This window comes from Leisingera sp. S2M4 (assembly GCF_055398055.1).
The window spans coordinates 718,077-743,694 of the sequence record NZ_AP040861.1; the positions used below are offsets into that span (position 1 = coordinate 718,077).

Annotated in this window: 22 protein-coding genes; 8 read left to right on the forward strand and 14 right to left on the reverse strand. The window is 64.0% G+C overall.

From position 1 onward, the window contains the following. Positions 1-97 precede the first annotated feature (97 nt). From ilvC to ACZ52D_RS03525, 3 genes are all read left to right on the forward strand, one after another. Positions 98-1,120 (forward strand): ketol-acid reductoisomerase, encoded by a 1,023-nt coding sequence (gene ilvC, locus ACZ52D_RS03515; RefSeq protein ID WP_222455283.1) that lies wholly within the window; start codon positions 98-100, stop codon positions 1,118-1,120. A gap of 172 nt (positions 1,121-1,292) precedes the next feature. Continuing rightward, complete coding sequence (locus tag ACZ52D_RS03520; RefSeq protein WP_464442562.1) at positions 1,293-2,201, forward strand: DMT family transporter; 909 nt, start codon at positions 1,293-1,295, stop codon at positions 2,199-2,201. 101 nt (positions 2,202-2,302) lie between these two features. Beyond that, positions 2,303-3,208 (forward strand): DMT family transporter, encoded by a 906-nt coding sequence (locus ACZ52D_RS03525; protein ID WP_464442563.1) that lies wholly within the window; start codon positions 2,303-2,305, stop codon positions 3,206-3,208. Between the two features lie 76 nt (positions 3,209-3,284). Here ACZ52D_RS03525 and glmM read toward each other — a convergent pair whose 3' ends face one another. The 8 genes from glmM to ACZ52D_RS03565 all read right to left on the reverse strand — a co-directional run bounded on the left by glmM (position 3,285) and on the right by ACZ52D_RS03565 (position 13,909). Beyond that, the gene (gene glmM / locus ACZ52D_RS03530; protein WP_464442564.1) at positions 3,285-4,631 is read right to left on the reverse strand and encodes a phosphoglucosamine mutase; all 1,347 of its coding nucleotides are present in this window, start codon (positions 4,629-4,631) and stop codon (positions 3,285-3,287) included. A 25-nt stretch (positions 4,632-4,656) separates the two neighbouring features. Next, positions 4,657-5,652, reverse strand: a complete 996-nt coding sequence (gene folP, locus ACZ52D_RS03535; protein WP_464442565.1) for a dihydropteroate synthase — start codon at positions 5,650-5,652, stop codon at positions 4,657-4,659. After that, positions 5,649-6,569, reverse strand: coding sequence for a dihydroneopterin aldolase (locus tag ACZ52D_RS03540; protein WP_222455288.1), 921 nt, complete (start codon positions 6,567-6,569; stop codon positions 5,649-5,651). Before ACZ52D_RS03540 ends, folP begins: the two co-directional genes overlap by 4 nt. Positions 6,570-6,697: 128 nt before the next feature. Next, entirely contained in the window at positions 6,698-7,351 is a 654-nt protein-coding gene (locus ACZ52D_RS03545; protein ID WP_222455289.1) for a cell wall hydrolase, read from the reverse strand. Between the two features lie 171 nt (positions 7,352-7,522). Continuing rightward, positions 7,523-10,144 (reverse strand): putative PEP-binding protein, encoded by a 2,622-nt coding sequence (locus tag ACZ52D_RS03550; protein WP_464442566.1) that lies wholly within the window; start codon positions 10,142-10,144, stop codon positions 7,523-7,525. A gap of 129 nt (positions 10,145-10,273) precedes the next feature. Next, positions 10,274-12,337, reverse strand: a complete 2,064-nt coding sequence (glyS, locus tag ACZ52D_RS03555) for a glycine--tRNA ligase subunit beta (protein ID WP_417474225.1) — start codon at positions 12,335-12,337, stop codon at positions 10,274-10,276. Positions 12,338-12,413: 76 nt separating this feature from the next. Beyond that, on the reverse strand, positions 12,414-12,947 hold the full coding sequence (locus ACZ52D_RS03560; RefSeq protein ID WP_222455292.1) for a DUF6446 family protein: 534 nt from the start codon (positions 12,945-12,947) through the stop codon (positions 12,414-12,416). A 14-nt stretch (positions 12,948-12,961) separates the two neighbouring features. Beyond that, positions 12,962-13,909, reverse strand: coding sequence for a glycine--tRNA ligase subunit alpha (locus ACZ52D_RS03565; RefSeq protein WP_222455293.1), 948 nt, complete (start codon positions 13,907-13,909; stop codon positions 12,962-12,964). A gap of 257 nt (positions 13,910-14,166) precedes the next feature. Here ACZ52D_RS03565 and ACZ52D_RS03570 point away from each other — a divergent pair, with 257 nt between their 5' ends. Beyond that, entirely contained in the window at positions 14,167-15,942 is a 1,776-nt protein-coding gene (locus tag ACZ52D_RS03570) for a serine protease (protein ID WP_464442567.1), read from the forward strand. A gap of 95 nt (positions 15,943-16,037) precedes the next feature. On the opposite strand, the gene ACZ52D_RS03575 is transcribed toward ACZ52D_RS03570, so the two are convergent. The 4 genes from ACZ52D_RS03575 to ACZ52D_RS03590 form a co-directional block, all read right to left on the reverse strand. Next, positions 16,038-16,679, reverse strand: coding sequence for an SDR family NAD(P)-dependent oxidoreductase (locus tag ACZ52D_RS03575; protein WP_222455295.1), 642 nt, complete (start codon positions 16,677-16,679; stop codon positions 16,038-16,040). Positions 16,680-16,715: 36 nt separating this feature from the next. Continuing rightward, positions 16,716-17,240: a DUF1178 family protein gene (locus tag ACZ52D_RS03580; RefSeq protein ID WP_464442568.1), complete on the reverse strand. Its 525-nt coding sequence runs from the start codon at positions 17,238-17,240 to the stop codon at positions 16,716-16,718. A gap of 67 nt (positions 17,241-17,307) precedes the next feature. Further along, positions 17,308-18,081 (reverse strand): EcsC family protein, encoded by a 774-nt coding sequence (locus ACZ52D_RS03585; RefSeq protein WP_369926050.1) that lies wholly within the window; start codon positions 18,079-18,081, stop codon positions 17,308-17,310. 47 nt (positions 18,082-18,128) lie between these two features. Next, the gene (locus tag ACZ52D_RS03590; RefSeq protein ID WP_222455298.1) at positions 18,129-18,617 is read right to left on the reverse strand and encodes a GNAT family N-acetyltransferase; all 489 of its coding nucleotides are present in this window, start codon (positions 18,615-18,617) and stop codon (positions 18,129-18,131) included. 106 nt (positions 18,618-18,723) lie between these two features. Here ACZ52D_RS03590 and ACZ52D_RS03595 point away from each other — a divergent pair, with 106 nt between their 5' ends. Both ACZ52D_RS03595 and ACZ52D_RS03600 read left to right on the forward strand, forming a co-directional pair. Continuing rightward, positions 18,724-19,329: a flavin reductase family protein gene (locus ACZ52D_RS03595; protein WP_222455299.1), complete on the forward strand. Its 606-nt coding sequence runs from the start codon at positions 18,724-18,726 to the stop codon at positions 19,327-19,329. Positions 19,330-19,338: 9 nt separating this feature from the next. Further along, positions 19,339-19,980, forward strand: a complete 642-nt coding sequence (locus ACZ52D_RS03600) for a CatB-related O-acetyltransferase (RefSeq protein WP_417474237.1) — start codon at positions 19,339-19,341, stop codon at positions 19,978-19,980. A gap of 106 nt (positions 19,981-20,086) precedes the next feature. On the opposite strand, the gene ACZ52D_RS03605 is transcribed toward ACZ52D_RS03600, so the two are convergent. Beyond that, entirely contained in the window at positions 20,087-21,730 is a 1,644-nt protein-coding gene (locus tag ACZ52D_RS03605; RefSeq protein WP_369926043.1) for a SulP family inorganic anion transporter, read from the reverse strand. A gap of 384 nt (positions 21,731-22,114) precedes the next feature. On the opposite strand from ACZ52D_RS03605, the gene ACZ52D_RS03610 reads away from it, so the two are divergent. Both ACZ52D_RS03610 and ACZ52D_RS03615 read left to right on the forward strand, forming a co-directional pair. Continuing rightward, entirely contained in the window at positions 22,115-22,978 is an 864-nt protein-coding gene (locus tag ACZ52D_RS03610) for an S-methyl-5'-thioadenosine phosphorylase (RefSeq protein WP_464443112.1), read from the forward strand. Between the two features lie 352 nt (positions 22,979-23,330). Continuing rightward, on the forward strand, positions 23,331-23,870 hold the full coding sequence (locus ACZ52D_RS03615; protein ID WP_222455302.1) for an adenine phosphoribosyltransferase: 540 nt from the start codon (positions 23,331-23,333) through the stop codon (positions 23,868-23,870). A gap of 255 nt (positions 23,871-24,125) precedes the next feature. On the opposite strand, the gene ACZ52D_RS03620 is transcribed toward ACZ52D_RS03615, so the two are convergent. Further along, positions 24,126-25,544 carry an FAD-binding oxidoreductase gene (locus tag ACZ52D_RS03620; RefSeq protein ID WP_464442569.1) on the reverse strand — a complete coding sequence of 473 codons (1,419 nt, stop codon included), beginning with the start codon at positions 25,542-25,544 and terminating at the stop codon, positions 24,126-24,128. Positions 25,545-25,618 lie beyond the last annotated feature (74 nt).

Genomic DNA, 25,618 nt, shown 5'->3' on the forward strand with positions numbered 1-25,618 from the left:
ACCAGCAAGAAAGCCCGAAAATTACCCAAATCAGCAATCGCATTTCCGCTTCGCCCCCCTATTATGCCCTCAAACACAAACTGAAAGGACGTGGATCATGCGCGTTTACTACGACCGCGATTGCGATGTGAACCTGATCAAGGACAAGAAAGTGGCCATCCTGGGCTATGGTTCCCAAGGCCACGCCCACGCGCTGAACCTGCGCGACTCGGGCGCCAAGAACCTTGTCGTTGCGCTGCGCGAAGGTTCCCCCTCGGCCAAGAAAGCCGAAGCCGAAGGTCTGAAGGTCATGGGCATCGCTGAGGCCGCCGCCTGGTGTGACGTCATCATGTTCACCATGCCCGACGAACTGCAGGCCGAGACCTACAAGAAATACGTCCACGACAACCTGCGTGAAGGCGCGGCGATCGCGTTCGCCCACGGTCTGAACGTGCATTTCGGCCTGATCGAGCCGAAGCCCGGCGTTGACGTGATCATGATGGCGCCGAAGGGCCCGGGCCACACCGTGCGCGGCGAATACACCAAGGGCGGCGGCGTGCCCTGCCTCGTGGCCGTTCACCAGGATGCGACCGGCAAGGCGCTGGAAATCGGCCTGTCCTACTGCTCCGCCATCGGTGGCGGTCGCTCGGGCATCATCGAGACCAACTTCCGCGAAGAGTGCGAAACCGACCTGTTCGGCGAGCAGGCGGTGCTGTGTGGCGGCCTGGTCGAACTGATCCGCTGCGGCTTCGAGACCCTGGTTGAAGCTGGCTACGCGCCGGAGATGGCCTATTTCGAGTGCCTGCACGAAGTGAAGCTGATCGTCGACCTGATCTATGAAGGCGGCATCGCCAACATGGACTACTCGATCTCCAACACCGCCGAGTACGGCCAGTACGTGACCGGCCCGCGCATCCTGAAGTACGACGAGACCAAAGCGCGGATGAAAGAGGTGCTCTCGGACATCCAGAGCGGCAAGTTCGTGCGCGACTTCATGCTGGAAAACGCCGTTGGCCAACCGACCCTGAAGGCCGCACGTCGTGCCAACGACGAGCACCTGATCGAAGAAACCGGTGCCAAGCTGCGCGGCATGATGCCGTGGATCTCGGCCGGCAAGATGGTCGACAAAGAGAAGAACTAAAGCGCCCGCGGAACCTCCCGCTTAGCTTACCTCTGCAGGGCGCTCCTTTTGGGGCGCCCTATCTTTTTTGCACAATTTCTTTCGAGCTGAGGCAGCCCCGCGTGGACCGTTTGCCGGATGGCCACGCGCGGCCGCAAGTGAGCGCCAGCCCCCATGGGGAAGGAGACAAGCAGTGAACAATTCCCCCGGCGCGGCCAATTGGGCCAAGCTTCTGTTTCTCGGCGTGATCTGGGGCGCCTCCTTCATGGCGGTGTCGCTGGCGCTGCGGGGCTTTCCGCCGATGACCATTGCCGCGCTGCGCATTTCAATCGGCGCGTTGTGCCTTTTGGGGGTGCTCTATGCCATGGGGATTGCCCTGCCCACGCTACGGTCACGCGAAGGTCGCCTCATCTGGGCCTGTGCGCTGGGTATGGGGTTCTTTTCCAACGCCCTGCCGTTTTCCTTGCTGAGTTGGGGTCAAACCCACGTCGCCAGCGGATTTGCCGGGGTCTGCATGGCGGTGGTGCCGCTGTTCGTGTTACCACTGGCCCATCTGCTGGTTCCGGGTGAAACCATGACCCTCCGCAGGACCATCAGCTTTTTCGTAGGCTTTTCAGGGGTCGTGGTGCTGATCGGGCTGGATGCGTTTCGAACCGCCGGGAGCGACTTTGAATCGCTGGCGCGACTGGCCTGTCTCGGCGCATCCCTTTGCTATGCGCTCGGCTCGATCATCACCCGTCTCTGTCCCCAGGTGAACATGCTGGCGCTCTCAGCCGCGGCGCTGCTGTGTGGTGCGGGCATGATGGTCCCGGCCGCGCTTTGGGCCGAAGGGGTGCCAACCTTGCCCGAAGCCCTGCCACTGGCCGCAGTGTTCTACCTCGGGCTGCTCCCAACTGCACTGGCGCAGGTACTGCTGGTGCAAGTTGCCCGCAGCGCGGGCCCTGCCTTTCTGTCGACGGTGAACTATCAGGTGCCGGTCTGGTCAGTGATCTTCGGCGCCCTCCTGCTGGGGGAAACCCTGCCGCCGCAGCTGTTCGTGGCGATGACGCTGATCCTCGGGGGGCTGGTGCTCAGCCGTGGCCGTCGGCCGCGCCCCATCTGATCTGCGCCCGGAACCGCAACACAAGATAGATAACAAGACAAGCAGTCTTGACCTATCCTGTTCGGCAAGGTTTTGTCGCGCAGAGACAAACGGAGACCTTGATGCCCCCAATCGCGCCGCGCTACTGGCTGATGATTTCCACGCTGGGTCTGGTCTGGGGAGCGACTTTCCTGCTGATCAAACTGGCGCTGGAGGGCACCACGCCATTCTGGCTGGCCGCCGGACGCACTGGGTTTGCGGCCCTTCTGTTGGGCACGATCTGGGTCACGCGCGGATGTCGACTGTTCCGCGATCAGCCAAACTGGCCGTCGCTGGGGGCGATCGCGGTACTCAGTACTGCCCTGCCCTTCATGCTGATCTCCTGGGGGCAGCAGCATGTATCGTCAGGATTTACCGGCGTCAGCATGGCGGCAATCCCGCTGATGGTACTGCCGCTTGCGCATGTCTTCGTCCCCGGAGAGCAACTGACCCTGCGGCGTCTGATCGGATTTTCCATCGGCTTTGTCGGCGTTGCCCTGCTGATCGGCGGCCAGGCATTCGAGAGCAGCGGCGCGCCGTTCGAATCCCTTGGTCGGGCCGCCTGCCTGTCGGCGGCGGCCTGCTACGCGATCAGCTCAATCCTCACACGCCGCCTGCCGCCGGTGGACCCGGTGGGCCTCGCGGCGGTGCTGCTGCTGATCGGCTTTGCGATCATCTGCCCGGTGGCGCTGTGGATCGAGGGGCCACCAGTCATGCCAGATGGCCAAACCCTGCTGATCGCCGCGTTCCTAGGTCTGATCCCCACCGCCGCCGCCAACCTGCTGCGGATCATCGTCGTACGCGAGGCCGGGCCAACCTTCATGACCCTCACCAACTATCAGGTGCCGGTCTGGGCCGTGGTGCTGGGTGCCGTCTTTCTGGACGAAGAACTGCCGCCGTCGATGCTGATTGCCATGGTGATGATATTGGGCGGCCTCGGCCTCAGCCAGTTCGGGCGACTAAGCCGCCTGTTCAACAAGGCGCGCTAGAAGGGGCGCTGGCGCCCCTTTCAGGCGACTTGTCCGGCTCGGCAATCCTGCTGACTTGGGACGGATAGCCGTCGGATCACTGTCCGACAGCAGCCTCCACCGCGGCAACAACGCTGTCGACCGCCAGGGTCATCAGCTCTGCGTCTTCGCTTTCGGCCATCACCCGCACCAGCGGCTCAGTGCCCGACTTGCGAATTAACAGACGGCCCTGCCCGTTCAGCATTTTCTCTGCCGCCGCAATCGCCTCTTGCACGCGTTCATCCTCAAGAGGTGCCTGCCCGGTTTGATAGCGGACGTTGCGCAGCCGCTGCGGCACGGTCTGGAACTGATGCGCCAGGTCCGAGGCCTTCTGCCCCGTGTGCACCATTTCGGCCAGGAAGTGCAGCCCTGCCATCAGACCGTCACCGGTGGTGGCATAGTCGCTCATCACGATGTGGCCGGACTGTTCGCCGCCGAGGTTGAAACCACCTTCGCGCATGCGCTCGACCACGTAGCGGTCGCCAACAGCGGTGCGTTCCAGCCCCAGCCCCTTGCCCTCCAGGAACCGTTCCAGTCCGAGGTTCGACATCACCGTCGCCACCAGCGCGCCCCCGGCCAGCTGCCCCTGTTCGGCCCAACGGCTGGCCAGCAGGGCCATCAGCTGGTCCCCATCGGCCACGGTGCCGGTCTCATCGATGACGATGACCCGGTCGGCATCTCCGTCCAGACAAATACCGACATGCGCGCCATGGGCCACGACGGCATCCGCCGCGGTCTGCGGCTGGGTGGACCCGCAACCGCGGTTGATGTTCAACCCATCCGGCGAAACCCCGATCGGAATGACTTCTGCGCCCAGCTCCCACAGGATTTCCGGCGCCGCGCGGTGGGCCGCGCCATTGGCGCAGTCGATCACGACCTTCAACCCATTCAGGCTGAGATTGCGTGGCAGGGAGCTCTTGACCCGCTCCCCATAGCGGAACCTCGCATCATCGATGCGCTTGGCGCGCCCGATATTGGCAGCCTGGGCCGGTTCGACCCCCGCCTCCACCAGCGCCTCGATCTCCAGCTCGGCGCTGTCGGACAATTTGTACCCGTCGGGGCCAAAGAACTTGATGCCGTTATCCTCAGACGGATTGTGACTGGCGGAGATCATTACACCCAGATCCGCCCGCATCGAACGCGTCATCAGACCAACCGCAGGCGTCGGCACGGGGCCCAGCAACAGCACGTTCATGCCGGTCGAGGTCAGCCCGGCTGTCAGCGCGTTTTCGAACATGTACCCCGACAGACGGGTATCCTTGCCGATCACGACCCGGTGCACGCCAGTCGCGTCGCGGCGAAAATAACGGCCGACGGCAGAACCGATCCGCAGCGCCATTTCCGCTGTCATGGGATAGGTATTGGCGGTGCCACGGACACCATCGGTGCCAAAAAGTTTTCGCATTTCAAAATTCCTGCCAGTCTTGGCCTTAACGGACGGCCTGCCACAAACGCAGAGCCTGCACCGTCTCGGCAACGTCATGCACCCGCAGAAACTGCACGCCTTGCGCCAGGGCTGCAAGCCCTACGGCGATGGATCCAGGCGCGCGCGCAGCTGCCTGCGGTTCCTCGCCGATCTTGCCAATGAAGCCTTTGCGAGACACCCCGAGCAGGATCGGACAGCCGAGACCGTGGAACAGGCTGAGATTGCGCAGCAGGGTCAAATTGTGCTCGAGCGTCTTGCCAAAGCCGATGCCGGGGTCGATCACGATCTGCTCGCGCACCACGCCAATCGCTTCCAGCCGGTCGATCTGTGCGTCAAGGTAATCATAGACATCCAGCAGTACATCGGCGTACTGCGGATCTTCCTGCATTGTCGCAGGATCGCCCTGGGCGTGCATGATGCAGACTGGCACGCTGGCTTGCGCGGCCAGAGGCGCAAGCGCCGGATCGAAGGTAAAACCGGACACATCGTTGACAAGGTTTGCGCCAGCCTCCAGCGCCTCCAGACCAACCGTGGCCTTGCGGGTGTCGATCGAGATCGGGATCTGGCTCTGGGCACGGATCGCCTCGATGACCGGCGCGGTACGCAAAATTTCTTCGGCTTCCGGGACTTCGGCGGCGCCGGGACGGGTTGATTCACCACCGATATCGATGATGGTCGCCCCGTCGGCGACCATCTGCAACGCCGCGGCACAGGCGGTTTCAACATCTGCGTGTCGCCCCCCATCCGAGAAACTGTCGGGCGTGACGTTCAGGATGCCCATGATCTGAGGCTGGGTGACGTCCAGTCCGGCAATGGTTGCCCGGCGGGCTGTCAGGCGGCGGCGGACCGGTTCGGGCACCAACCCCGCTGGCGCGATCCGCGGCGGCGCATCCCGGCTGAGGATCTCGACCTCGGTGAACCACAGGGCGCTGCCCGCCAGCGGCATTGCGCCTTCGGGGCGCGCCTCGCCATGCTGAACCAATGGCCGGTAATATGTCACAGTTGTGCTTGCTCCACGCTGACACCCCGCAGGGGGACACCGGGATTATCGGGCAATTCCCCGCCAAGCACAATCATTTCGCCCGCTTCGAACGTGGCGGCGAACCAGGCAGCCAGCGCCACCGAGTTCGAAGGCGGCGCCGACGGTCCCTCCACGGCGTCCAGCACGATCTTCGAGGGGGCCCAGACGCAGATTTGGCCGTTCTTCATCGCCCAGTCCAGCTCGGTTCGGGTCGACACCACGACACAGCGGTCGTCCTTGGCCGCCAGCCGCCAGGCATTCTGTTCGATGGCCAGAAGGTCGATCCGCCGCTGCGTCCACTTGTGACCGGTCTTGGGGACTTCCAGAGGGTGTGCGCCGACACAGAGGATCAGAGGCCGTTTGCGGCACTCCATCTGGTCGATCCACCCAGTCAGGTTGACGCTGTCGATAGCCGCGTTGGACAGATACATCAGCCGAGGGTGCGGGCGCTCTTCCTCATTCACCTGGTGACTGATCTGATCCTTGGAGCGCACGACCTCTACCCCCAGGGCGCCGGGCCCGCGATCCAGTTTCTCGATCCGCACGAAGGCCCGCACGGCCTGCGGCTCGAGCAAGATCCGTTCTGCCACCCGCTCGGCAAGGGTTTCTAGAAGGTTCAGACGTTCGGCGGCCAGTTCATGCGCAATCGCCTCGGTCACCTTGTCATAGGACAGGATACGATCGACGTCGTCATCCAGATCCTTGGGCAGCGGCGCAACTTCCACCACCACGTTGAAACATATCCGTTGGGTGGTGCCCCGCTCTGCCTGAAAGGCGCCGATTTCCACCTCTACGATGTGGTCGCGCAAAGAGATACGATCCAGCGGGCCCGGGGCCGCCGTGGCCACGGAACGTTCAGAAGGATGCGCAAAGGCAAGTCGGATTTCAGAGGGCATGGGAACGGGCCTTTGGCTGGCTGTGACGGGTGATGGGTCCCGATCTTAGACATTCGGCGACCTGATAACAGGCCCGCATGCGCCACGCCAGTGGTCGAATGCGGCACGATCTGTGCCGCATTCCCGCATCAGTTGCTCAAGGCGGTGCGATAGCGTTCATCGCGGTAGAACAGATGGACACCGATCCGCGCCGTTTTCGTGAAGGTCCGGCTCCAGCGCGGTCGGACCGCAGTGGTGTGATAATAGGTGGCGCCACCGGTCAGATCGGTCTTGAACCCGTCCAGTGCAGCCCGAGCCACCTTGGCCACCCGTTGGTAGGCCTTCTTCTCGTGAATGACTTCCTTGTGGCCATCACAGGTATAGGTGAACTGGCACTGGTATTTGCGCCCGGTTCCCTGATTGATGACGGCACAAGGCGTATTCGGGAACTGGGCGCTTTTCACCCGGTTCAGGATCACCTCTGCCACCGCGAATTGGCCCTTCACGGTTTCACCACGGGCCTCGAAGTACAAGGCCTCAGCGAGGCAGGCGAACTGCTCGCCCCCCTTGGCCGGCGGACGCGAGTCCAGCCACGCCTTGGTGAATTCCAGCTTGGGTTCCGCGCGGCGGCTCTTCAGCGAGGTATTGCGGATTCCGAAGAACCCACTGAATTTACGCGAAGGTACCGCACTCAGGTTGGTCTTCTCACGCTCGATGAGCGTATTCAAACCCGTTTCGGCAGCAACACTCTTACCCATCGTGATGGTGGCAGCCATCACGGCAATCATAGTCAACAGTTTCATTCAGGGTTCCCCCGTCCTATCAGCTTGCGCTCGGCCTCCCGAACGCTCGCGGTCGCATCCCTTAAAGGAAATGACCGACAAGGTCCAGCTTTGGGCGCGGGACAGCAGATGAAGGGGGGAAACTCGCAGCGCCATTATATCGTTGGCGGCTGCGAGATGCCCTGCATTTTGTTAGTATTTCGCGTATGTTGGCGCGATCTTTCCGGTTTTGCTGGAAATCGCCAGCTGGGCTGCGGCCAATCGCGCAACAGGCACCCGGAACGGCGAACAGGACACGTAGTCAAAGCCCGCATCGCGGCAAAAGGCAATCGATTCGGGGTTGCCGCCATGCTCGCCGCAGATCGACAGGGTGATGCCGTCGTTCTCCGCCCGACCGCGCTGCACTCCCAGCTTCAGCAGCTCCCCCACGCCATCCGTATCCAGGACGTGGAAAGGGTCTTCCGGAAACACCCCCTGGTTGACGTATTCGGACATGAAGCGCCCGGCATCGTCCCGCGACAGGCCGTAGGTCATCTGGGTGAGGTCATTGGTTCCGAAGCTGAGGAACGAAATATGCGGGGAAATCTCCCCCGCCCGCAAGGCGGCGCGCGGCGTTTCCACCATGACGCCCAAGCGGTAGGTAAAATCTTCGCCCCGTTCGGCCTTGACCGCTGCCGCCACAGCATCAATGCGCGCCTTGACCAGCTCCACCTCGCGTTTCGCCGAAACCAGCGGGATCATGATCTCCGGCACCACCGGCTCCCCCCATTTGGAAGCCTCCAAGGTCGCCTCGAAGATGGCGCGCGCCTGCATGTCGTAGATCTCGGGGACCGTCACCCCCAGCCGCACGCCCCGCAGACCCAGCATGGGGTTGTATTCATCCATTTCCTCGACCCGGCGCGTCACATCGCTGACCGGAATGCCCAGCGCCTCGGACAGCTCACGCTGGCCGCCCTTGGTTGCCGGCAGGAACTCATGCAGCGGGGGGTCGAACAGGCGGATGCACACCGGCATGCCTTCCATGATGCGGAACAGCTCGCGGAAGTCATCGCGCTGCATCGGCAGCAAGCGTTCCAGCACCGCGGCCCGCCCCGAAGGGGTTTCCGCAAAGATCATCTCCCGCATCACCGTCAGCCGACCGGGATCAAAGAACATGTGCTCGGTCCGGCACAGTCCGATGCCTTGCGCGTTGAAGCGGCGGGCGGTTTCCGCATCCTCCGGGGTGTCGGCGTTGGCCCGCACGCCGATATCGCGGGCCTCGTCGGCCCAGGCCAGCAAGGTGCCCAGCGCGCCGTCCTCGGCCGCCTCCAGCATCTCGGGTTGTCCGGCCAGCACCTGGCCAGTGCTGCCGTCGATGGTGATGATATCGCCCGCCTTGAACAGGCGGCCATCCTCGGCCCCCAGCATCCGACGACGGCTGTGGAATTTCAGGTTGGACGCACCGACGATGCACGGCAGGCCCAAGCCGCGGCCGATGACGGCCGCGTGGCTGGTCATGCCGCCTTTTTCCGTCAGCACACCGACCGCCGCATGCATGCCGCGCACATCCTCGGGCGAAGTTTCGCGGCGCACCAGGATGCACGGCTCGCCGCGCGCGGCGCTGGCCTGCGCGTCCGCTGCCGTGAAAACCAAACGGCCCGTTGCGGCACCGGGGCTGGCGGCGATCCCCGAGCCGATCACGTCCCGCTCAGCCTCTGGCGAGACTTGCCGGTGCAGAAGTTCGTTCAGCACGTGGGCGTCAACCCGCATCAAGGCCTCTTCCTTGGGGATGATGCCGTCCTCGGCCAAGGCCACCGCGATCCGCACCGCCGCACGGGCCGAGCGCGCCACCCGAACGCCATCCAGAATATGGACGCGGCCGTTTTCAATGACGAATTCCAGCTGCATTTCCTCGCGCAGGCGACGGCGCATCAAGGCCGCATGCGCCTTCAGCTCGGCAAAGGCTTCCGGCGCCACCTCCTCTAGGGACAAGCCGCGCGGATCCTGCTCCAGGTACAGGGCCTGCACCCCCGCCCCCAGCGCATCGCGTCCCTGGCTCTGGCTCAGGTAGCGACCGGTGAGCTGCGGCTTGCCGGTCACCGGGTTGACCAGTTGCAAGACACCGGAACCGCATTCGCCCTGCCCGACACCGGGCACCATCTCCTGCACCACGAGCCCGAGCCCCGCGTCGGCCGGCGCGCCCTTGGCCTGCCGCAAGAGCCGCGCCGAAGTGCCCTCCCAGGCCCGCGCCATCGAGCGCAAGACCGCCGCCAACTGCTCCTGTGGGTCTTGCGGGAAAGGTTCGTCCGTCTCCGCCTCATAGGCATGAAGAATTTCGCTCAGCGCGTCGGGGCCACCATCCTCGACATCGTCGAAAACATCCGGGTCCAGGCGCGCCACATGCACGGCGTAGGACTGTACGAACCGCAGGTAAAGCGCCGCCGCCGCATTGCGCCCCAGCGTATCGCACAGATCGACATAGCGCGCATCGTTCATGCCGATATTGAGGATGGCCCCCGGCCCGCCCCAGTCAGGATCTTCCGAAGATGGTCGCACGCACAACAGCGAATCCGGCTCGAACTCGCTCAGCACGGCAGCCAGATCCGGCATCTGGCCTTCGGCAATCGCATGAACCGCATCGAACGGCAGGGCAACGGTGCGGGGCACCGGCAGCTCCAGTCGGACCAACCGCTGCAAACACTTCGCCCGCCCGCCATGTGTCGCGGTGGCGATCGGTGCAGTCGGAGTGATCAACGAAGCCTGCGGGATCTGTTCTAAGTCTTTCTGCACTGCGGCGTGTCTCCTTTGCCTGTCACCATAAGGCCCGACCGCCATGGCGCAAGAGTCTTGTCGCCGCAGCGTCGCGGCAAACGCTTCCAGACAAAGAAAAACCGCCCTTCCCTGACGGAAAGGACGGCCTTTTTGCGGGATACGGTCCCGGCCTGAACAGAGCGGATGGTCCGCTCAGCCCTCGACTTTTGTCAGGTCGGCCACCTGGCCACAGACTTTGCGGATCTGGCTCAGCAGGTTCAAACGGTTGCGGCGCAGGATCTCGTTGTCGGCGTTGACCTGCACGGCATCGAAAAACGCATCGATTGGCGCGCGCAGGGCAGCCATGCCACGCATGGCTGCCGCGAAATCTTCGGCCTCGATGGCCGGAGAGATCGCCGCCCCGCCAGCCTCGAGCGCGTCGAACAGGGCCTTTTCGCTGTCGTGTTCGGCAAATTTGCGGTCGGCGCCGAACGAATACTCCACACCGTCCTTTTCCTCTTCTTTCGAGAGGATGTTGTTGGCGCGCTTGAAGCCCTGCAACAGGTTTTCACCGTCGTCGGTCTTGAGGAAATCCTCAAGCGCGCGTGCGCGTTTCACCAGCAGCGTGAGGTCATCGTTGCCCTCCATCGCAATGCAGGCGTCGATCACGTCATGGCGAATGCCCTGATCGCGCAGGAACACCTTGAGGCGATCGTGGAAGAAGGTCAGGAGATTGTCCGCATCCGCCCCCTCATACCCCTTGGAAAACACCTCGCGGAGGTTGGCGCGAACGTCATTCTCCAGCACCAGCCGGATTACCCCCAAGGCTGCGCGACGCAGCGCGAATGGGTCCTTCGACCCGGTCGGCTTTTCGTCGATCGCCCAGAAGCCGGTCAGCGTGTCCAGCTTGTCGGCCAGCGCGACGGCAACAGACACCGGCTCGGACGGTACGTCATCGCCCGGCCCCAACGGCGAGTAGTGCGCCTCGCAAGCGTTGGCCACGTCTTGCGGCAGGCCAGCGGCTTCGGCGTAGTAACGGCCCATCAGGCCCTGCAGCTCCGGGAACTCGTAGACCATTTCAGACGACAGGTCGGCCTTGGCCACCCGAGCGGCCTGCTCGGCCAGATCCGCATCGGCGCCCACCACCGGCGCGATTTCGCGAGCCAGCGCGGCGATCCGGTCGATGCGCGCGGCCTGGGTGCCCAGCTTGTTGTGGAAGGTCACATTGCCGAGGTTCTCTACCCAGGCGCTCATGCCCGCCTCGGATTTGGCGGTACGCAGATCGTTCTCCCAGAAGAACTTGGCATCGGCCAGACGCGCCGACAGCACCTTCTGGTTACCCGCAAGGATGGTGGCGCCATTGTCCGCGGTCTCACGGTTGGCAACGGTGATGAATTTCTCGATCCGGCCGGTCTTGGGGTTCTTCACCGAGAAGAACTTCTGGTGCTCCTTCATCGAGGTCTGCAGAACCTCCGGCGGCAGCTCCAGGAACTCCTCGTCGATGGCGCCCATCAGGACCACCGGCCACTCGACCAGACCGGCGACCTCAGCCAGAAGCCCCTTGTCCTCGACGACGTCCAGACCGTTGGCAAAGGCCTGGTTGGTGGCCTCCTGCCAGATCGCCTCGGCACGTTCGCGGGCGTCCAGCACCACATGGGCGCGTTTCAGCTTGGCGGCATAGTCGTCGAACCCAGTGACGGTGATCTCGTCCGGCGCCATGAAGCGGTGACCGCGGGTTGTGTTGCCCGCCTTGATGCCGTCGATGTCCAGATCCACCACCGATGTCCCTGCCTCATCCGACAGGATGCACAGGATCGAATGCAGCGGCCGCACCCAGCGCAAGGAGCCAGCGCCCCAGCGCATGGATTTCGGCCAGGGGAAGTTGCGGATGGTGGTTTCCAGTACCTCGGCGATGATCTCAGCCGCCGGGCGACCGGGCTTTTCGATTTGGACGAAATAGACGGGCCCCTTGGGGGTTTCGCGTTCTTCCAGTTGCTCGCGGGTGACGCCCGCGCCGCGCAAAAAGCCCTCGATCGCCTTGTCCGGCGCGCCGACCTTGGGCCCTTTGCGCTCCTCGCGGATGGTGGGGCTTTCGGCCAACAGGCCATCCACCGCCAGCGTCAGGCGGCGCGGCGTCGACAGGGCCGCGGCCCCCGCATAGGTCAGGCCCGCCTCGACCAGGCCGTCGGTCACGCGCTTTTTCAGATCCTCGGCCGCACGCGACTGCATGCGCGCCGGGATTTCCTCGGAGAAAAGTTCAATCAGAAGATCGGGCATTGGATGTCCTCGAGCGTGGCCACGCGGACGGGCGCAGCGGAATGATTACGATTGGCAGACAGGGACCGGCAGGGCATCAGCCTGCATCACCGGTCTCGGGACGCGGCGGGCATTCCTCGCCAACGACGGTGCCGTCATAGGCCTTGTGGCCACAGTTGTTCAGTTCGTGCCAGACATAGCCAAAGCCGTCGTCGGTCACGGTAACGATGCGGTCCACACCATAGGAGATGTTCTTGGCCGACAGGAACGAGCGCGCCTTGCCCTCCGCGAGCTGGGCACCGATGGCTGCGGCGTCAAAACATTCAAACCAGGGCGGCGCGTTGCGGGGCTCGACCTTGTCCGACAGGGTAAAGACCTGCGCCAGCTCATCCGGCGAGACCTTGGTGCGGAAGCAGGCACGATAGCGGATCGGCGAGCTGTCCGCGTCGATCGCCTCGAAGTCGCTATAGGCGATCGGCTGCGCGGCGCCCCCGTCCAGCGGCATCAACATCACGTCACGACCGGGCTGCGGCTTTACCGTGTCGTAAAAGCCGTAGATCTGGAAGTAATACATCGCCCCCCCGGCCGCGAGCGCGGAGACGATCAGGATCAATGCGAGGAACTTTCCCATAGGTCCGTCCCCGATCAGGCCGCGTTTTCGGCTTCGGCCTCATGGCCGCCAGCCTCGGTCAGCACGAAGGCATCGGCGCATTGTTTGGCCAGCGCCCGCACCCGGCCGATATAGGCCTGACGCTCGGTCACCGAGATCACGCCGCGCGCGTCCAGCAGGTTGAAGATGTGGCTGGCCTTGATGCACTGGTCATAGGCCGGATGCGCCATGATGATGCGTTTGCCGGTCTTCGGGTCGGTATGTTCCTGTGCGAGGATTGCCGCGCATTCGGCCTCTGCCTCCTCGAAGTGGCGCAGCAGCACCTCGGTGTTGGCCACGTCGAAGTTCCAGCGCGCGTATTCTTCCTCGGTCTGCTTGAAGACATCGCCATAGGTCAGCGGGATCGGCGCGTCCGGGTCATTGAACGGCATGTCCATCACGTGATCGACGCCGAGGATATACATTGCCAAACGCTCCAGACCATAGGTCAGCTCGCCGGACACCGGATGGCAGTCATGGCCGCCGACCTGCTGGAAATAGGTGAACTGGCTGACTTCCATGCCGTCGCACCAGACTTCCCACCCAAGGCCCCAGGCGCCCAGCGTCGGGCTTTCCCAGTCGTCCTCGACAAAGCGGATGTCATGCAGCGCCATATCGACGCCAATCGCCTCGAGGCTGCCCAGGTACAGTTCCTGAAGGTTCGGCGGGCTGGGTTTGATCAGCACCTGATACTGGTAGTAGTGCTGCAAACGGTTCGGGTTTTCGCCATAGCGCCCGTCGGTGGGACGGCGCGAGGGCTGCACGTAGGCCGCGGCCCAGGGCTTGCTGCCCAGGGAACGCAGCGTGGTCGCCGGGTGAAAGGTCCCTGCCCCGACCTCCATGTCGTAGGGCTGCATCACTGCGCAACCCTTGGTGGCCCAGTAAGTCTGAAGCCTCAGGATAATCTCTTGGAAGGAGCGCGGCGCGCCATTGGTCTGGGTCATCTTTCAATCCTTCGGGGGCAGCTGGGGCAGCAATTGCGGGGATCTTCCTATGCAAGCCTCCGGGCAGGGTCAACGCCCTCTGACCGCCTGCATAACGCCGGGCGCACTGCAGGCTGCAGCGCATCGGCAACAAAAGTGCGGGAATGCGGCAACGCGCCGGGAATTCCCCCTGCCATGAGGAGTTCCCTTTGCCGGACCAAAATGCTTAATCTCCGCTTCAATCATAACGATGACTTCCGGGATACGAGGCCCTGACAATGAAAAAACTGATTGCCGCTCTGGTTCTGCCGCTGTTTGCGCTGACCATGGCGTTCACCGCGGCTTCCACCGCGCCGGTTTCGGCGCAGAGTGGGGCCGATGCGGTCTGGATTCAGATCGCTGCCCGTTCCTCGCTGCGCGAGGCCGAGGCCGAGGCGCGCAGATATGCCGCTCGCCTGCCCGACGTGTCGGGTTACGCTCTCGGCGGCGGCTGGTATGGCGTGGTTCTGGGCCCCTATGCGCGCGACGATGCTGAACGGGTGCTGCAGGTCTACCGCAGTGAAGGCCAGATCCCGCGAGACAGCTTCATCGCCTTTCGCCGCAACCTGCGCAGCCAGTTCTACCCGGTAGCTGCAAACGCCGGGCCAGCGGACGATCCCGCACCCGCCCCAGTCGCGCCGGACAGCGCCCATAGCCTGCCGCAATCGCCGGACGTGCCGACCACCCTGCCCGACGAAACCCCGGCAGAAGCACGCCGCAGCGAGCGGGCACTCAGCCGCGAAGAGCGTATGGAATTGCAGGTCGCCCTGAAGGCTGCGGGCTTCTACGACGCCGGCATCGACGGGGCCTTTGGCCGTGGCACCCGCACCTCCATGAGCGAATGGCAGGCGGCACGCGGCTATGAGCCCACCGGCGTGCTGACGACCGGCCAGCGCCAGGCCTTGATGGAGGAATACAACGCCCCGCTGATCTCGGTCGGGATGACCCGGATCGAGGACAGCAAGGCAGGCATCGCGCTGGAAATCCCGGCCAAGGAAGTCGCGTTTGAACGTTATGAATCGCCTTTTGCCCATTACACCGCCAAAGGCGATCTTGGCGTGCGACTGCTGCTGATCAGCCAGCCCGGCGACAAGCGCACGCTGTTTGGCCTTTACGACATCCTGCAGACGCTGGAAATCGTGCCCATGCAAGGCCCGCGGCAGCGTGGCAGCAACAGCTTCACCATCGAAGGGCGCAACGAGCGTATCGTCTCATTCACGCAAGCCAGCCTGGAGAACGGTGAAATCAAGGGCTTTACCCTGATCTGGCCCGCCGGAGACGAAGACCGCCGCGCGCGCGTGCTGGCAGCGATGCAGGCCAGCTTCACCCGGCTTGAAGGGGTTCTGGACCCCGCCGCAGGGGCGGACGTGGTCCAGGATATCGACCTGGTATCAGGACTGGAAATCCGCCGTCCCAAACGGTCGCGGTCGGGTTTTTACGTTGACGGCCAGGGCAGCGTTCTGACCAGTTCGGACGCGGTCACCGGGTGCAGCCAGGTCACCCTCGACCACAGCTACCAAGCCGAGATCGCCGCCAATGACGCCGAAAACGGCCTTGCCATCCTGCGCCCCACGGAACCCTTGGTGCCCGCGGCCGTGGCCGAGCTGAGCGCGGGATCGCCGCGGCTTCAGTCGGAAGTCGCCGTTTCGGGCTTTTCCTACGAAGGCGTGCTTGGCGCTCCCAGCCTGACCTGGGGCAAGGTTGCAGATGTCAAAAGCCTTGAAGGCGACGGCGATGTGACCCGGCTGGCGATGACCGTGCAACCCGGCGATGCCGGCGGGCCGGTACTGGATCGGACTGGCGCCGTGCTGGGCATGCTGCTGCCCCAGCGGAACGACGAAAAACAGCTGCCCGAGGAGGTGAACTTCGCAGTCAACGCCGAAACCATCCGCAAGGCGCTGAATGCGGTGGGGGTCTCGCCTGCGGCGCGCTCGGAGGCAACGGCCACGCTGCCCAGCGCCGCGATGACGCGGCTCGCCTCTCGCATGACTGTCCTGGTCAACTGCTGGGAATAAAAGAACAGCGTCTGCCTGGCCGAGCCGGGCAGACGCATTCTAGTCAGAGAGCCGTGAGTTGTGCGACCGGCAACCAGACAGCCGCCAACTGCCGCTCAATACGGGTGGATCCGACCATCCCAGGTGTGAAAACAGCCGGTTGTTTCCAGGCTCAGCACTTCGAATTCATTGATGAGACCAGTGACCGACTCCTCGACGGAGATTTCGCCCTCTTCTCCCCCCATGTCCGTGCGCACCCAGCCCGGGTGGTAAATACCCACCGCAATGCCTTCCGGCTGCAGATCCGTCGCGAGATTGCGGCCAATGTTCAGCGCTGCCGCCTTTGACGCACGATAGGCATAGCTGCCGCCCGGGGCTCGCACCTGGCTGGCCATCTGCGAGGATAAAATCGCGATCCGGGGCGCCTTGGCCAAACGCAGATTGGGCAGCATCGCCTGCACGGTCAGAAACACACCGGTGACATTGGCTGCCAGCGTCTTGCCCCAGACCTCCGCCGTGTAATCCTCCAGGCGCATCGCCTTGTCGATGTAGACACCCGCGTTGCAGACCAAGAGATCAACCGGCCGCCCTTTGATCTGGGCCGCAAAGCGCGCCTGCTGACCGGGATCCGATACATCCAGTTTCACACCAGAGGAATGGTCACGCGAAGTGCCCGTCACCTCGTAGCCGGTCGCCCGCAGCCGCTCCACCAGCGCCTTGCCAAGTCCGCGGCTGGTGCCCGTTACAACTGCATGCATGTGTTCGTCCTTCGTTTCCGGCCTCTGGCGTCGGCCTCAGTTCGTTTTGCGCCCGGGACGGAACGGCAAGGGCACCACCGGCACACCTTCTTCGATCAGCTCCCTGGCCTCTTCCAGCTTTGCCTCACCGTGGATCGCGCGTTCTGGCGCTTCCCCCAGATGCATTGCCCGGGCTTCGTGGACAAAATTGCTTCCCACGTAATCGGAGTTCGCCTCCACTTTCTTGCGCAGTTCCGCCAAGGCCTTTTCGACATCGCCTGACGGACGGCTGAGCATACCGGCGCCCTGGCCTGCGGCGGGTTTGATCGGCGGCGTGCCCGGTGCGGCGTCGGCGGTCCCGGCAGCGGAGAGCGTCTCGCGGGTGTCCGGCTCTCCTACCGAGGATACGGCCTTGCGCCCGGGGCGCACGCGCGGCGCCATGATCGCTTTTTCGACACTGGTGCCACCGCAGACCGCGCAGCTCACCATGCCCGACGCTGCCAATTTGTCAAACGCCGATGCTGACTGGAACCAGCTGTCGAACACATGACCTTCCGCACATTTGAGACTGTATTGAATCATCTCTTTCCCCTTTGCAGGAAGCGGTGATTAAATCTGCAATCCCAGCAAGTTCAAGAGGCGACCGCAGCTATCCTGCGGCTGCCGCGACCTGCAACCGGGTTTGTAGCCGGGCCAACAGCTCATCGGTTGGCAGATCCGCCTCGACCGCGAGGCGCCGCAAGCCGAAATGCACATGAGCCATTTCTCGATAATAGCCCGCATAGACGTAGTTCACAGCGGCGCCGGCAATAGCCCCTGCAATCGGCACCGCCTGCGCCGCGAGCTTTTGCCCCAGCACCACGCCCAGCTTTGGCGCCACCTGCGCAATCAGACGATGGACGCCGCCGGGCAGCCCCAACCGCAGCGACAGGAACCCCAGGTCCGATCCGTCATCTGACGCCAGCGGGCCAGCAGCCGTGAACACCTGGATGCAGTCGAAGGTCACGCTTTCCGCTTCGGGGTTAAACCCCTCGGCCACGGCCGCGCCCTGGATCGTGCGAAGCAGGAACGCCGTGGTGGCAGGCAGTTCCACCAGCGCGCCCGGCAACCCCGCCGCGCCCCCTGCGGCGCCCATGGCTGCACTCAGCACCCGGTCGAAGCCGGGCTTCTGGTCCGGCACCAGTCGCCGTGAGTGGGTGGCCCCCTTCATGGCCAGACGCAGGGCGCTGGCGGTCGAGGCCGTCAAACCAGCCCGCACCGGTTGCGGCAAGCGCTGCAACAGATCCTCTCCGCTGCTGCCAAGACGGTTCAGCAGGTCCACGCCAAACCCGCTCGCAGCCCGGTAGCGCCGCGCCAAGGCGTCGATTTCCGCTTCCAGCTCCTGCGAGGTGAGCCGCCGCGTTTCCGTCAGAATGTCCGTCATTTGCGCCTCCACTGCCACTTTGAAGATCGGCAGCAAACAGGAGGATTTCAACCCTGCCAGCGCTCGACCTTGCCGCAAACCCCGTCCCAGGCTGCCGGATGCAGCGCCAGCCCCAGAACCCGGTCGGGGTTCGTCGGCGGTGGCATCTCGACCCCCTCCAGCCGGGTGAAACCAAACCGCTGATAATAGGGAGCATCGCCAACCAGCATGACCCGGGCCCAGCCACTATCCTGCGCCTTGGCCAGGCTGTCGCGGATGAGCGAACCGCCAAGCCCTTCGCCCTGGCGGGTGGGATGAACGGCAACCGGTCCGAGCAGCAACGCCTCGGCGCCGCCGACGAGAACCGGCCAGAAGCGGATCGCCGCCGCGAGAATGCCATCGGTGTCACGCGCCACCTGGCTGAGACCCGGCACCGGCGGCACCCCATCGCGCAAACGATAGGACGACAGGGCTTCGCGCCCCGGTGCAAAACACAGGTCATACAGCGCCTCGACCTCCCACCGGTCGTTCGCCTGCTCCGCTTTCAGCTCGATCACGCTGCGCTGCCTCCGCCATTCGCCCCCTGCGGGCTGGCGTTCGGCCTAGCACGGGCGTAAGTCTTGGGCAAATACCTAAGCTACAACACCAGAGCAGGAATTCGCGATGTTCTACCGCCCCGAAGACGGCCACGGCCTGCCGCATAACCCCTTCAACGCCATTGTCACCCCCCGCCCCATCGGCTGGATCTCCAGTCGCTCCGCAGATGGTGTGAACAACCTGGCCCCCTACTCCTTCTTCAACGCCGTGGCCTATACCCCGCCACAGGTGATGTTTGCCTCGACCAGCGCCAAGGAGGACCAGGACGGCACCAAGGACAGTGTCGCCAACATCCGCGACACCGGCGTGTTCTGCGTCAACGTGGTCTCTTACGCCCTGCGTGATGCGATGAATGCCAGTTCTGCGGCCTTGCCGAAAGACGTCGACGAGTTCGCCCATGCCGGGCTGGAAACCGTGGAATGCAAGACCATTGATTGCGCGCGCGTCGCCGCGGCCCCTGCCGCGCTGGAGTGCCGCCTGACGCAGATCGTCACCCTGCCGGGTGAAGCCAACAAGGTGGTCTTCGGCGAGGTAACAGGCGTGCATATCCGCGATGACTGCCTGCGGGACGGCACCTTTGACGTCACCACCTTCCAGCCGCTGGCCCGGCTTGGCTACCGGGACTATTCCGTTGTGCGCGACCTGTTTTCGCTAACCCGCCCCGACCAGTGAGGTCCCCAGATGCCGTTGCCAGACCCGAGAAAACGCAATCCCATCACCCTGCCCGACGGCAGCGCACATGCGGGCACCGTCATGCTGTCGGAAGTATTGGAGCACCCCAATTTTAAAGTGGGTGATTATACCTATGCCTCCGATTTCACGCCCCCCAAGGACTGGGCGCAGCATCTCGCCCCCTATCTGTTTCCCGGCTCGCGCGAGCAGCTGATCATCGGCAAGTTCTGCCAGATTGCGCATGGGGTGCGCTTCATCACGGCCTCTGCGAACCACGCGCAGGAGGGGCTCAGCTGCTATCCGTTTCCAGTGTTCGATCCGTCCCGAATGGCCGGGTTCCAGCCCGACACCCGCGACACGGTGGTCGGCAATGACGTCTGGTTCGGCTACGGTGCGCTGATCCTGCCCGGTGCCCGCATCGGTGACGGGGCCATCATCGGTGCAGGCGCGGTCGTGCGCGGCACGGTGCCGCCCTATGCAATCGTCACCGGCAATCCTGGCACCGTCCACAGCTACCGCTTTGCAAAGCCGCAGATCGCCCAGCTGCTGAGCCTGCGGTGGTGGGACTGGCCGGCCGAGCTGATTGCACGCGCCGAACCAGCGCTGCTGGCCGGGGATCTCGACATGCTGGAAAGCCTCGCCCCGGACTGACGACGTAGGGCCTGTGCGTCAACCGCACAGCCAGCATAGCCCTGGGAACGACAAAGGCCCGCAACTCGGCAGAGTTGCGGGCCTTCTTCGTTTTCCGCGGCGTCGATCAGTGGCCACCCAGAATTCCGGTTCGGACCGAGTAATCCACGGCCAGTTCGTATTCCGGATCATCGTCGCTATCGACCATCAGGTGTCCGGCCTTGGTCAACAGCTGGTGACAATCGCGGCTCAGATGACGCAGCACCAGCTTCTTGCCCTCGGCCTCGTATTTGGCGGCGACAGTCTCGATCGCCTGTAGCGCAGACTGATCCACCACCCGGCTGCGGGCAAAGTCGACGATCACCCGCTCCGGGTCGCCCGCCACGTCGAACAGCTCGACGAAACCGTCGGTGGAGCCAAAGAACAGCGGCCCTTCGATCTCGTATACCTTGGCCCCTTTGTCTGTCACGGACTCACGCGTGGTGGCGTGGATACGACGCGCGTTGTTCCAGGCATAGGCCAGCGCCGAGACGATCACGCCGACGACCACGGCAATCGCAAGGTCGGTCAGTACCGTCACCACGGTCACCAGAACGATGACGAAGGCATCGATGCGCGGCACCTTGGTCATCACCTTGAAGCTGTTCCACGCAAAGGTTCCGATCACCACCATGAACATCACCCCAACGAGCGCGGCCAGCGGGATCTGCTCGATCAGCGGCGAGGCGACAACAATGAAGGCCAGCAGGAACAGCGCTGCGGCAATACCCGCGATGCGGGTGCGGCCGCCGGATTTCACGTTGATCATCGACTGGCCGATCATCGCGCAGCCGCCCATGCCGCCGAAGAAGCCGGTCACCACATTGGCAGCCCCTTGCGCAATGCACTCCTGGCTGGCGCCGCCACGCTTGCCGGTGATTTCCCCCACCAGGTTCAGCGTCAGCAGGCTTTCGATCAAGCCGATCGCGGCCAGGATCACCGCATAAGGCAGGATGATCCACAGGGTTTCCAGCGTAAACGGTGCCAGAGCAGTTCCGTACAGCCCCTCGCCGGTGCCGAACGGATTATGGAAGCTGGGCAGGCCGCCCTCGATCGAGGCCATGTCGCCAACGCGCGGCACGTCCAACCCCATCGCAATCACCAGGATCGCCACGACACCGATCCCCGCCAGCGGTGCCGGGATCACATTGGTGATCTTGGGCATGCCCCAGATGATCACCATGGTCAGTGCCACCAGCCCCAACATCAGGAGCAGCGAGCCCCCCTGCAGCCATTCGGTTCCGCCCGTGGCCGGATCCTTGAACTGCGTCAGCTGGGCGAGGAAAATGACGATCGCCAGGCCGTTCACAAAGCCGAGCATCACCGGATGCGGCACAAGACGGATGAACTTGCCCCAATGCATGACCCCGGCGAAGATCTGCAGGATCCCCATAAGAACAACCGTGGCAAAGAGATATTCCACGCCGTGCTCCGCCACCAATGCCACCATCACCACGGCCAGCGCGCCGGTTGCGCCGGAGATCATTCCCGGCCGCCCGCCGAAGACCGCCGTGATCAACCCGACCATGAAGGCCGCGTAAAGCCCGACAAGGGGATGCACCCCGGCGACGAAGGCAAAGGCCACCGCCTCGGGCACCAGCGCCAGCGCCACGGTCAGGCCGGACAAAAGCTCGGTACGGACACGGGCCACGGTAAAGCCCTCGTCCTGCATGATCGATAGGTTGGGCGGAGAAATCTGCTTGGCCAGCAAAGCCACGGCTGCGCGTCTCATAAAAGGTTACCTGCGGTTGGAGGAGGTGTGTTCGCTGCCTGCCCGTTAGCGGAAAATCGCCAATGGGGCAAGGGCGCGGAGGCTCCGCGCCTCCGCCCAGGCAGAGGCAGGCGAAGATTTGTCCCCAAGGTAAGCGTGATGAACGGCCACTGTGCAAACCGCCCCTTGGCTGGTCCGCACCCGGTGCATAGCGTCATGGCCGACAATAGCCGTGGCTGCGCCCCTTCAACACCCTCTGGCCGCCATCGCGAAGTCCCGGCGGCGCAAACCGAGCCCCGCAGCCCCCAAACAGCTTGCTCTTGCCAAATCCGCCATGGCTTGTGCATATCCATGCCAGCATCATCAGGAGGCCAGCACGTGACTGCAGCAACACCCCGTGAAACCATGATCGCCGTAATCGGTGGCTCAGGCATTTACGAGATCGACGGTCTGGAAGGAGCCGAATGGGTCTCGGTCGACACGCCCTGGGGCGCCCCCTCGGACCAGATCCTGACCGGCACGCTGGACGGCGTAAAGATGGCTTTCCTGCCCCGCCACGGCCGAGGACATGTGCATTCGCCCACTGAAGTCCCCTACCGAGCCAATATCGACGCGCTGAAGCGACTGGGGGTGACCGACGTCTTCTCCATCTCCGCCTGCGGCTCTTTCCGCGAAGAAATGGCCCCTGGCGATTTCGTCGTGGTGGATCAATTCATCGACCGCACCTTTGCCCGCGAAAAAAGTTTCTTCGGCACCGGCTGCGTGGCCCATGTCAGCGTCGCGCATCCGACTTGCGAACGGTTGAGCGACGCAGCCGAGGCTGCGGCCCGGGACGCGGGCATCAAGATCCATCGCGGGGGCACCTATTTGTGCATGGAAGGGCCGCAGTTCTCCTCGATGGCCGAAAGCAAGATGTACCGCGAGCAATGGGGCTGCGACGTGATCGGCATGACCAACATGCCCGAGGCCAAACTCGCCCGCGAAGCCGAGCTGTGCTACGCCTCAGTCGCCATGGTCACAGACTACGATAGCTGGCACCCCGAGCACGGAGCGGTGGAGATCACCGAGATCATCGCCACCCTGCAGGGCAACTCCGCCAACGCCCGCGAGATGGTGCGCCGCCTGCCCGGCCTGCTCGGGCAGCAGCGCGCCGATTGCCCGCATGGCTGCGACAAGGCGCTGGAATACGCGATCATGACCGCGCCCGAGAAACGCGACCCGGCCCTGCTGGCGAAACTGGACGCGGTGGCGGGCCGGATGCTGGGCTGATCCCCGTCCCTTGCGATGCAAGGCCGAGGGCGGTTCGACCGGACCGCCCTTTTTTTCTGCGCCGATGGGCCGATCTGGCAGATCTTTCGGCGTTTGTGAGATCAACGCCTTGCACCGAAGGCCGCTGCCGCCTGCCCCGCCGCGGCTGCCACGCCTTCGTCGCGCCAAGTGACTTGCGGGATCGAGGCAGGGCTACAATCGCCATTTTCTGGGCGGCATCGCTGGGTAGCACTGCTGCGCGGCAAGCTCACGATTGCCCGTTCCCCCTTGCAACAACAGGCTGCTTGGGCGAAACCCCGGTTGGCCCCGCTTTCGCGAGGTCTCCGATACCGCTGCCCCATGGAGCCGACAGATGCCCAAGAAGCCCGACGTCAAAGACTATATCCGCACCATCGTGGACTTCCCGCACGAAGGGATCATGTTCCGCGACGTGACCACGCTGTTTGCCGATCCGCGCGGCTTCCGCATGGCGATTGACCAGATGCTGCACCCCTACGCGGGCGAGCAGATCGACAAGGTGGTCGGGCTCGAGGCACGTGGTTTCATCCTCGGTGGCGCCATTGCCCACCAGCTGAGCGTCGGCTTCGTGCCGATCCGCAAGAAAGGCAAACTGCCCGGCACCACCATCAGCCAAGAGTACAAGCTGGAGTATGGCGAAGCCATCGTCGAGATTCACGATGATGCCATCAAGCCGGGCGAAAAGATCCTGGTGGTCGATGATCTGCTGGCCACCGGCGGCACCGCGGGCGCGGGCATCAAGCTGATCGAGCGGCTGGGCGGCGACATCGTTTCCTGTGCCTTCATCGTCGATCTTCCCGAACTGGGCGGCCGCAAACTGCTCGAGAGCATGGGCATGGACGTGCATGTGCTTTGCGAGTTCGAAGGCCTGTAAGCCGACACGTCATCAGGCTTCCATCGTGACGCTATGGCTGGTGGGCTCTCCCGCCCGCCGAGCGGCTTTTAGTTGCAAAAAGCCGCTGACCGTTGGGCATGGCCTTTCAGGCCTACAAGGCCTGAAAGGCGCGCCGTGCCATGCGCGGCGCCGGGCCCAAGGCTGCCAGCCAGTCCGGCAGCGCCGGGCTGGCGCAGGCGTGGGAGCGCAACGAGGCCAGAGCGCGCTACTGTTCAGTTTCAGCCTGCGTATGTTTCAGTCCGCACGCAGCACTGCACCGGGGTTCATGATCCCATTGGGGTCCAACGCCTGTTTGATCGCGCGCATCGCCGCGAGCCGCGCCGGATCGCCGTAGCGTTCCAGATCTGCGACCTTCAACCGCCCCACTCCATGTTCGGCACTGAACGAGCCACCGAACTGCGCCACCAGCTCATGCACCGCGTCCTTGATCGCACCGCGTAGATGGTCAAAAGCCTGCCGCGGCTGCCCCTGTGGCGGAAACACGTTGTAATGCAGGTTGCCGTCTCCCAGGTGACCAAAACAATTGATGCGAAAATCCCCGAGCGCCGCCACGACACGCCCCCCCTGTTCAATGAACTCCGGTATCTGACCGATAGGAACCGAGATATCGTGGCTGGACACCGACCCGATCATCTTGTTCGCCTCGGGGATATGCTCACGCATGGACCACAAAGCGTGCCGCTGCGCCTCGGATTGCGCGATGACACCATCGTCGCTCAGTCCTGCGTCGAGTGCCGCCTCGAACAGGGCCGCAAGGGCTTCTTCGGCGTCCAGGCCACGCGGCAGGCCCAGTTCGATCAGTACCGACCACTCCGGCGCCTCGGCAAACGGCTGGCGGACCTGTGGCAGACATTCGGACAGGAAGTCCAGCCCTTGCCGGTGGATCAACTCGAACGCGCTGACGGCTTCACCGGCGTGATCGCGCGCCAGCGCCAGAAGCGCCACCGCTGCCGCAGGATCGCGCACGGTGAAGACCGCGGTGCCGCAAGAAGCGGGCTGCGGTGACAGTTTCAATGTAGCCGCCGTGATGATGCCCAGCGTGCCTTCCGCACCGATCAGCAGGTTGCGCAGATCATAGCCGGTGTTGTCCTTGCGCAGCCGTGTCAACCCGTGCCAGATGTCGCCGTTGGGCAGCACCGCTTCCAGCCCCAGGCACAGATCGCGGGCATTGCCGTAGCGCAAAACGTTGACCCCGCCGGCATTCGTCGACAGCACACCGCCGACACGAGCCGAGCCCTCAGAGGCCAGTGACAACGGAAACAGCCGCTTGGCGCTGTGCGCGGCCGCCTGCACATCGGCCAGAATCGCGCCCGCTTCCGCGATCAGCACGTTTTCCGAGGGGTGCACCGCACGGATTGCCGCCATCCGCTCCAAGGAGATCAACAGCGGCGCGGCGCCCTCCGGCATGAGCTGCCCCCCAACGAGGCCCGTGCCGCCGCCGTAGGGCACCACCGGCACCCTGGCGGCATTGGCCTCGCGCACCAGCGTGGCCACCTCCTCGGGACTGCGCGGCAGCGCCAGAACACCTGCCTGCCCCTGATAGCGCCCCCGTGGTTCCTCCAGATAGCGGGGCTCGGGCGGGCGCAGCACCTCCTGCGGCAGGCAGGCAGACAGACGGGCAGCAAAGGCGGAATCGGCAGGGTTCAATGACATGTCGAATGCATGCCGCATCCGGCGGCGGCAGGCAAGAAAATGGAACGCAACACCGTCATCCCCGCCATCGCAAC

Excerpts from the sequence above, each read along its gene's own strand:
- ACZ52D_RS03560 (WP_222455292.1), bottom strand. The coding sequence starts at position 12,947 with ATGGGAAAGTTCCTCGCATTGATCCTGATCGTCTCCGCGCTCGCGGCC.
- ACZ52D_RS03620 (WP_464442569.1), bottom strand. The coding sequence starts at position 25,544 with ATGTCATTGAACCCTGCCGATTCCGCCTTTGCTGCCCGTCTGTCTGCC.
- glmM (WP_464442564.1), bottom strand. The coding sequence starts at position 4,631 with ATGCGAAAACTTTTTGGCACCGATGGTGTCCGTGGCACCGCCAATACC.
- glyS (WP_417474225.1), bottom strand. The coding sequence starts at position 12,337 with ATGCCCGATCTTCTGATTGAACTTTTCTCCGAGGAAATCCCGGCGCGC.
- ACZ52D_RS03550 (WP_464442566.1), bottom strand. The coding sequence starts at position 10,144 with ATGGCGGTCGGGCCTTATGGTGACAGGCAAAGGAGACACGCCGCAGTG.
- ACZ52D_RS03595 (WP_222455299.1), top strand. The coding sequence starts at position 18,724 with ATGTTCTACCGCCCCGAAGACGGCCACGGCCTGCCGCATAACCCCTTC.
- ACZ52D_RS03600 (WP_417474237.1), top strand. The coding sequence starts at position 19,339 with ATGCCGTTGCCAGACCCGAGAAAACGCAATCCCATCACCCTGCCCGAC.
- ACZ52D_RS03585 (WP_369926050.1), bottom strand. The coding sequence starts at position 18,081 with ATGACGGACATTCTGACGGAAACGCGGCGGCTCACCTCGCAGGAGCTG.
- ACZ52D_RS03540 (WP_222455288.1), bottom strand. The coding sequence starts at position 6,569 with ATGCCCTCTGAAATCCGACTTGCCTTTGCGCATCCTTCTGAACGTTCC.
- ACZ52D_RS03610 (WP_464443112.1), top strand. The coding sequence starts at position 22,115 with ATGATCGCCGTAATCGGTGGCTCAGGCATTTACGAGATCGACGGTCTG.
- ACZ52D_RS03565 (WP_222455293.1), bottom strand. The coding sequence starts at position 13,909 with ATGACCCAGACCAATGGCGCGCCGCGCTCCTTCCAAGAGATTATCCTG.
- ACZ52D_RS03570 (WP_464442567.1), top strand. The coding sequence starts at position 14,167 with ATGAAAAAACTGATTGCCGCTCTGGTTCTGCCGCTGTTTGCGCTGACC.
- ACZ52D_RS03545 (WP_222455289.1), bottom strand. The coding sequence starts at position 7,351 with ATGAAACTGTTGACTATGATTGCCGTGATGGCTGCCACCATCACGATG.
- ACZ52D_RS03615 (WP_222455302.1), top strand. The coding sequence starts at position 23,331 with ATGCCCAAGAAGCCCGACGTCAAAGACTATATCCGCACCATCGTGGAC.
- ACZ52D_RS03525 (WP_464442563.1), top strand. The coding sequence starts at position 2,303 with ATGCCCCCAATCGCGCCGCGCTACTGGCTGATGATTTCCACGCTGGGT.
- ACZ52D_RS03575 (WP_222455295.1), bottom strand. The coding sequence starts at position 16,679 with ATGCATGCAGTTGTAACGGGCACCAGCCGCGGACTTGGCAAGGCGCTG.
- ilvC (WP_222455283.1), top strand. The coding sequence starts at position 98 with ATGCGCGTTTACTACGACCGCGATTGCGATGTGAACCTGATCAAGGAC.
- ACZ52D_RS03580 (WP_464442568.1), bottom strand. The coding sequence starts at position 17,240 with ATGATTCAATACAGTCTCAAATGTGCGGAAGGTCATGTGTTCGACAGC.
- ACZ52D_RS03605 (WP_369926043.1), bottom strand. The coding sequence starts at position 21,730 with ATGAGACGCGCAGCCGTGGCTTTGCTGGCCAAGCAGATTTCTCCGCCC.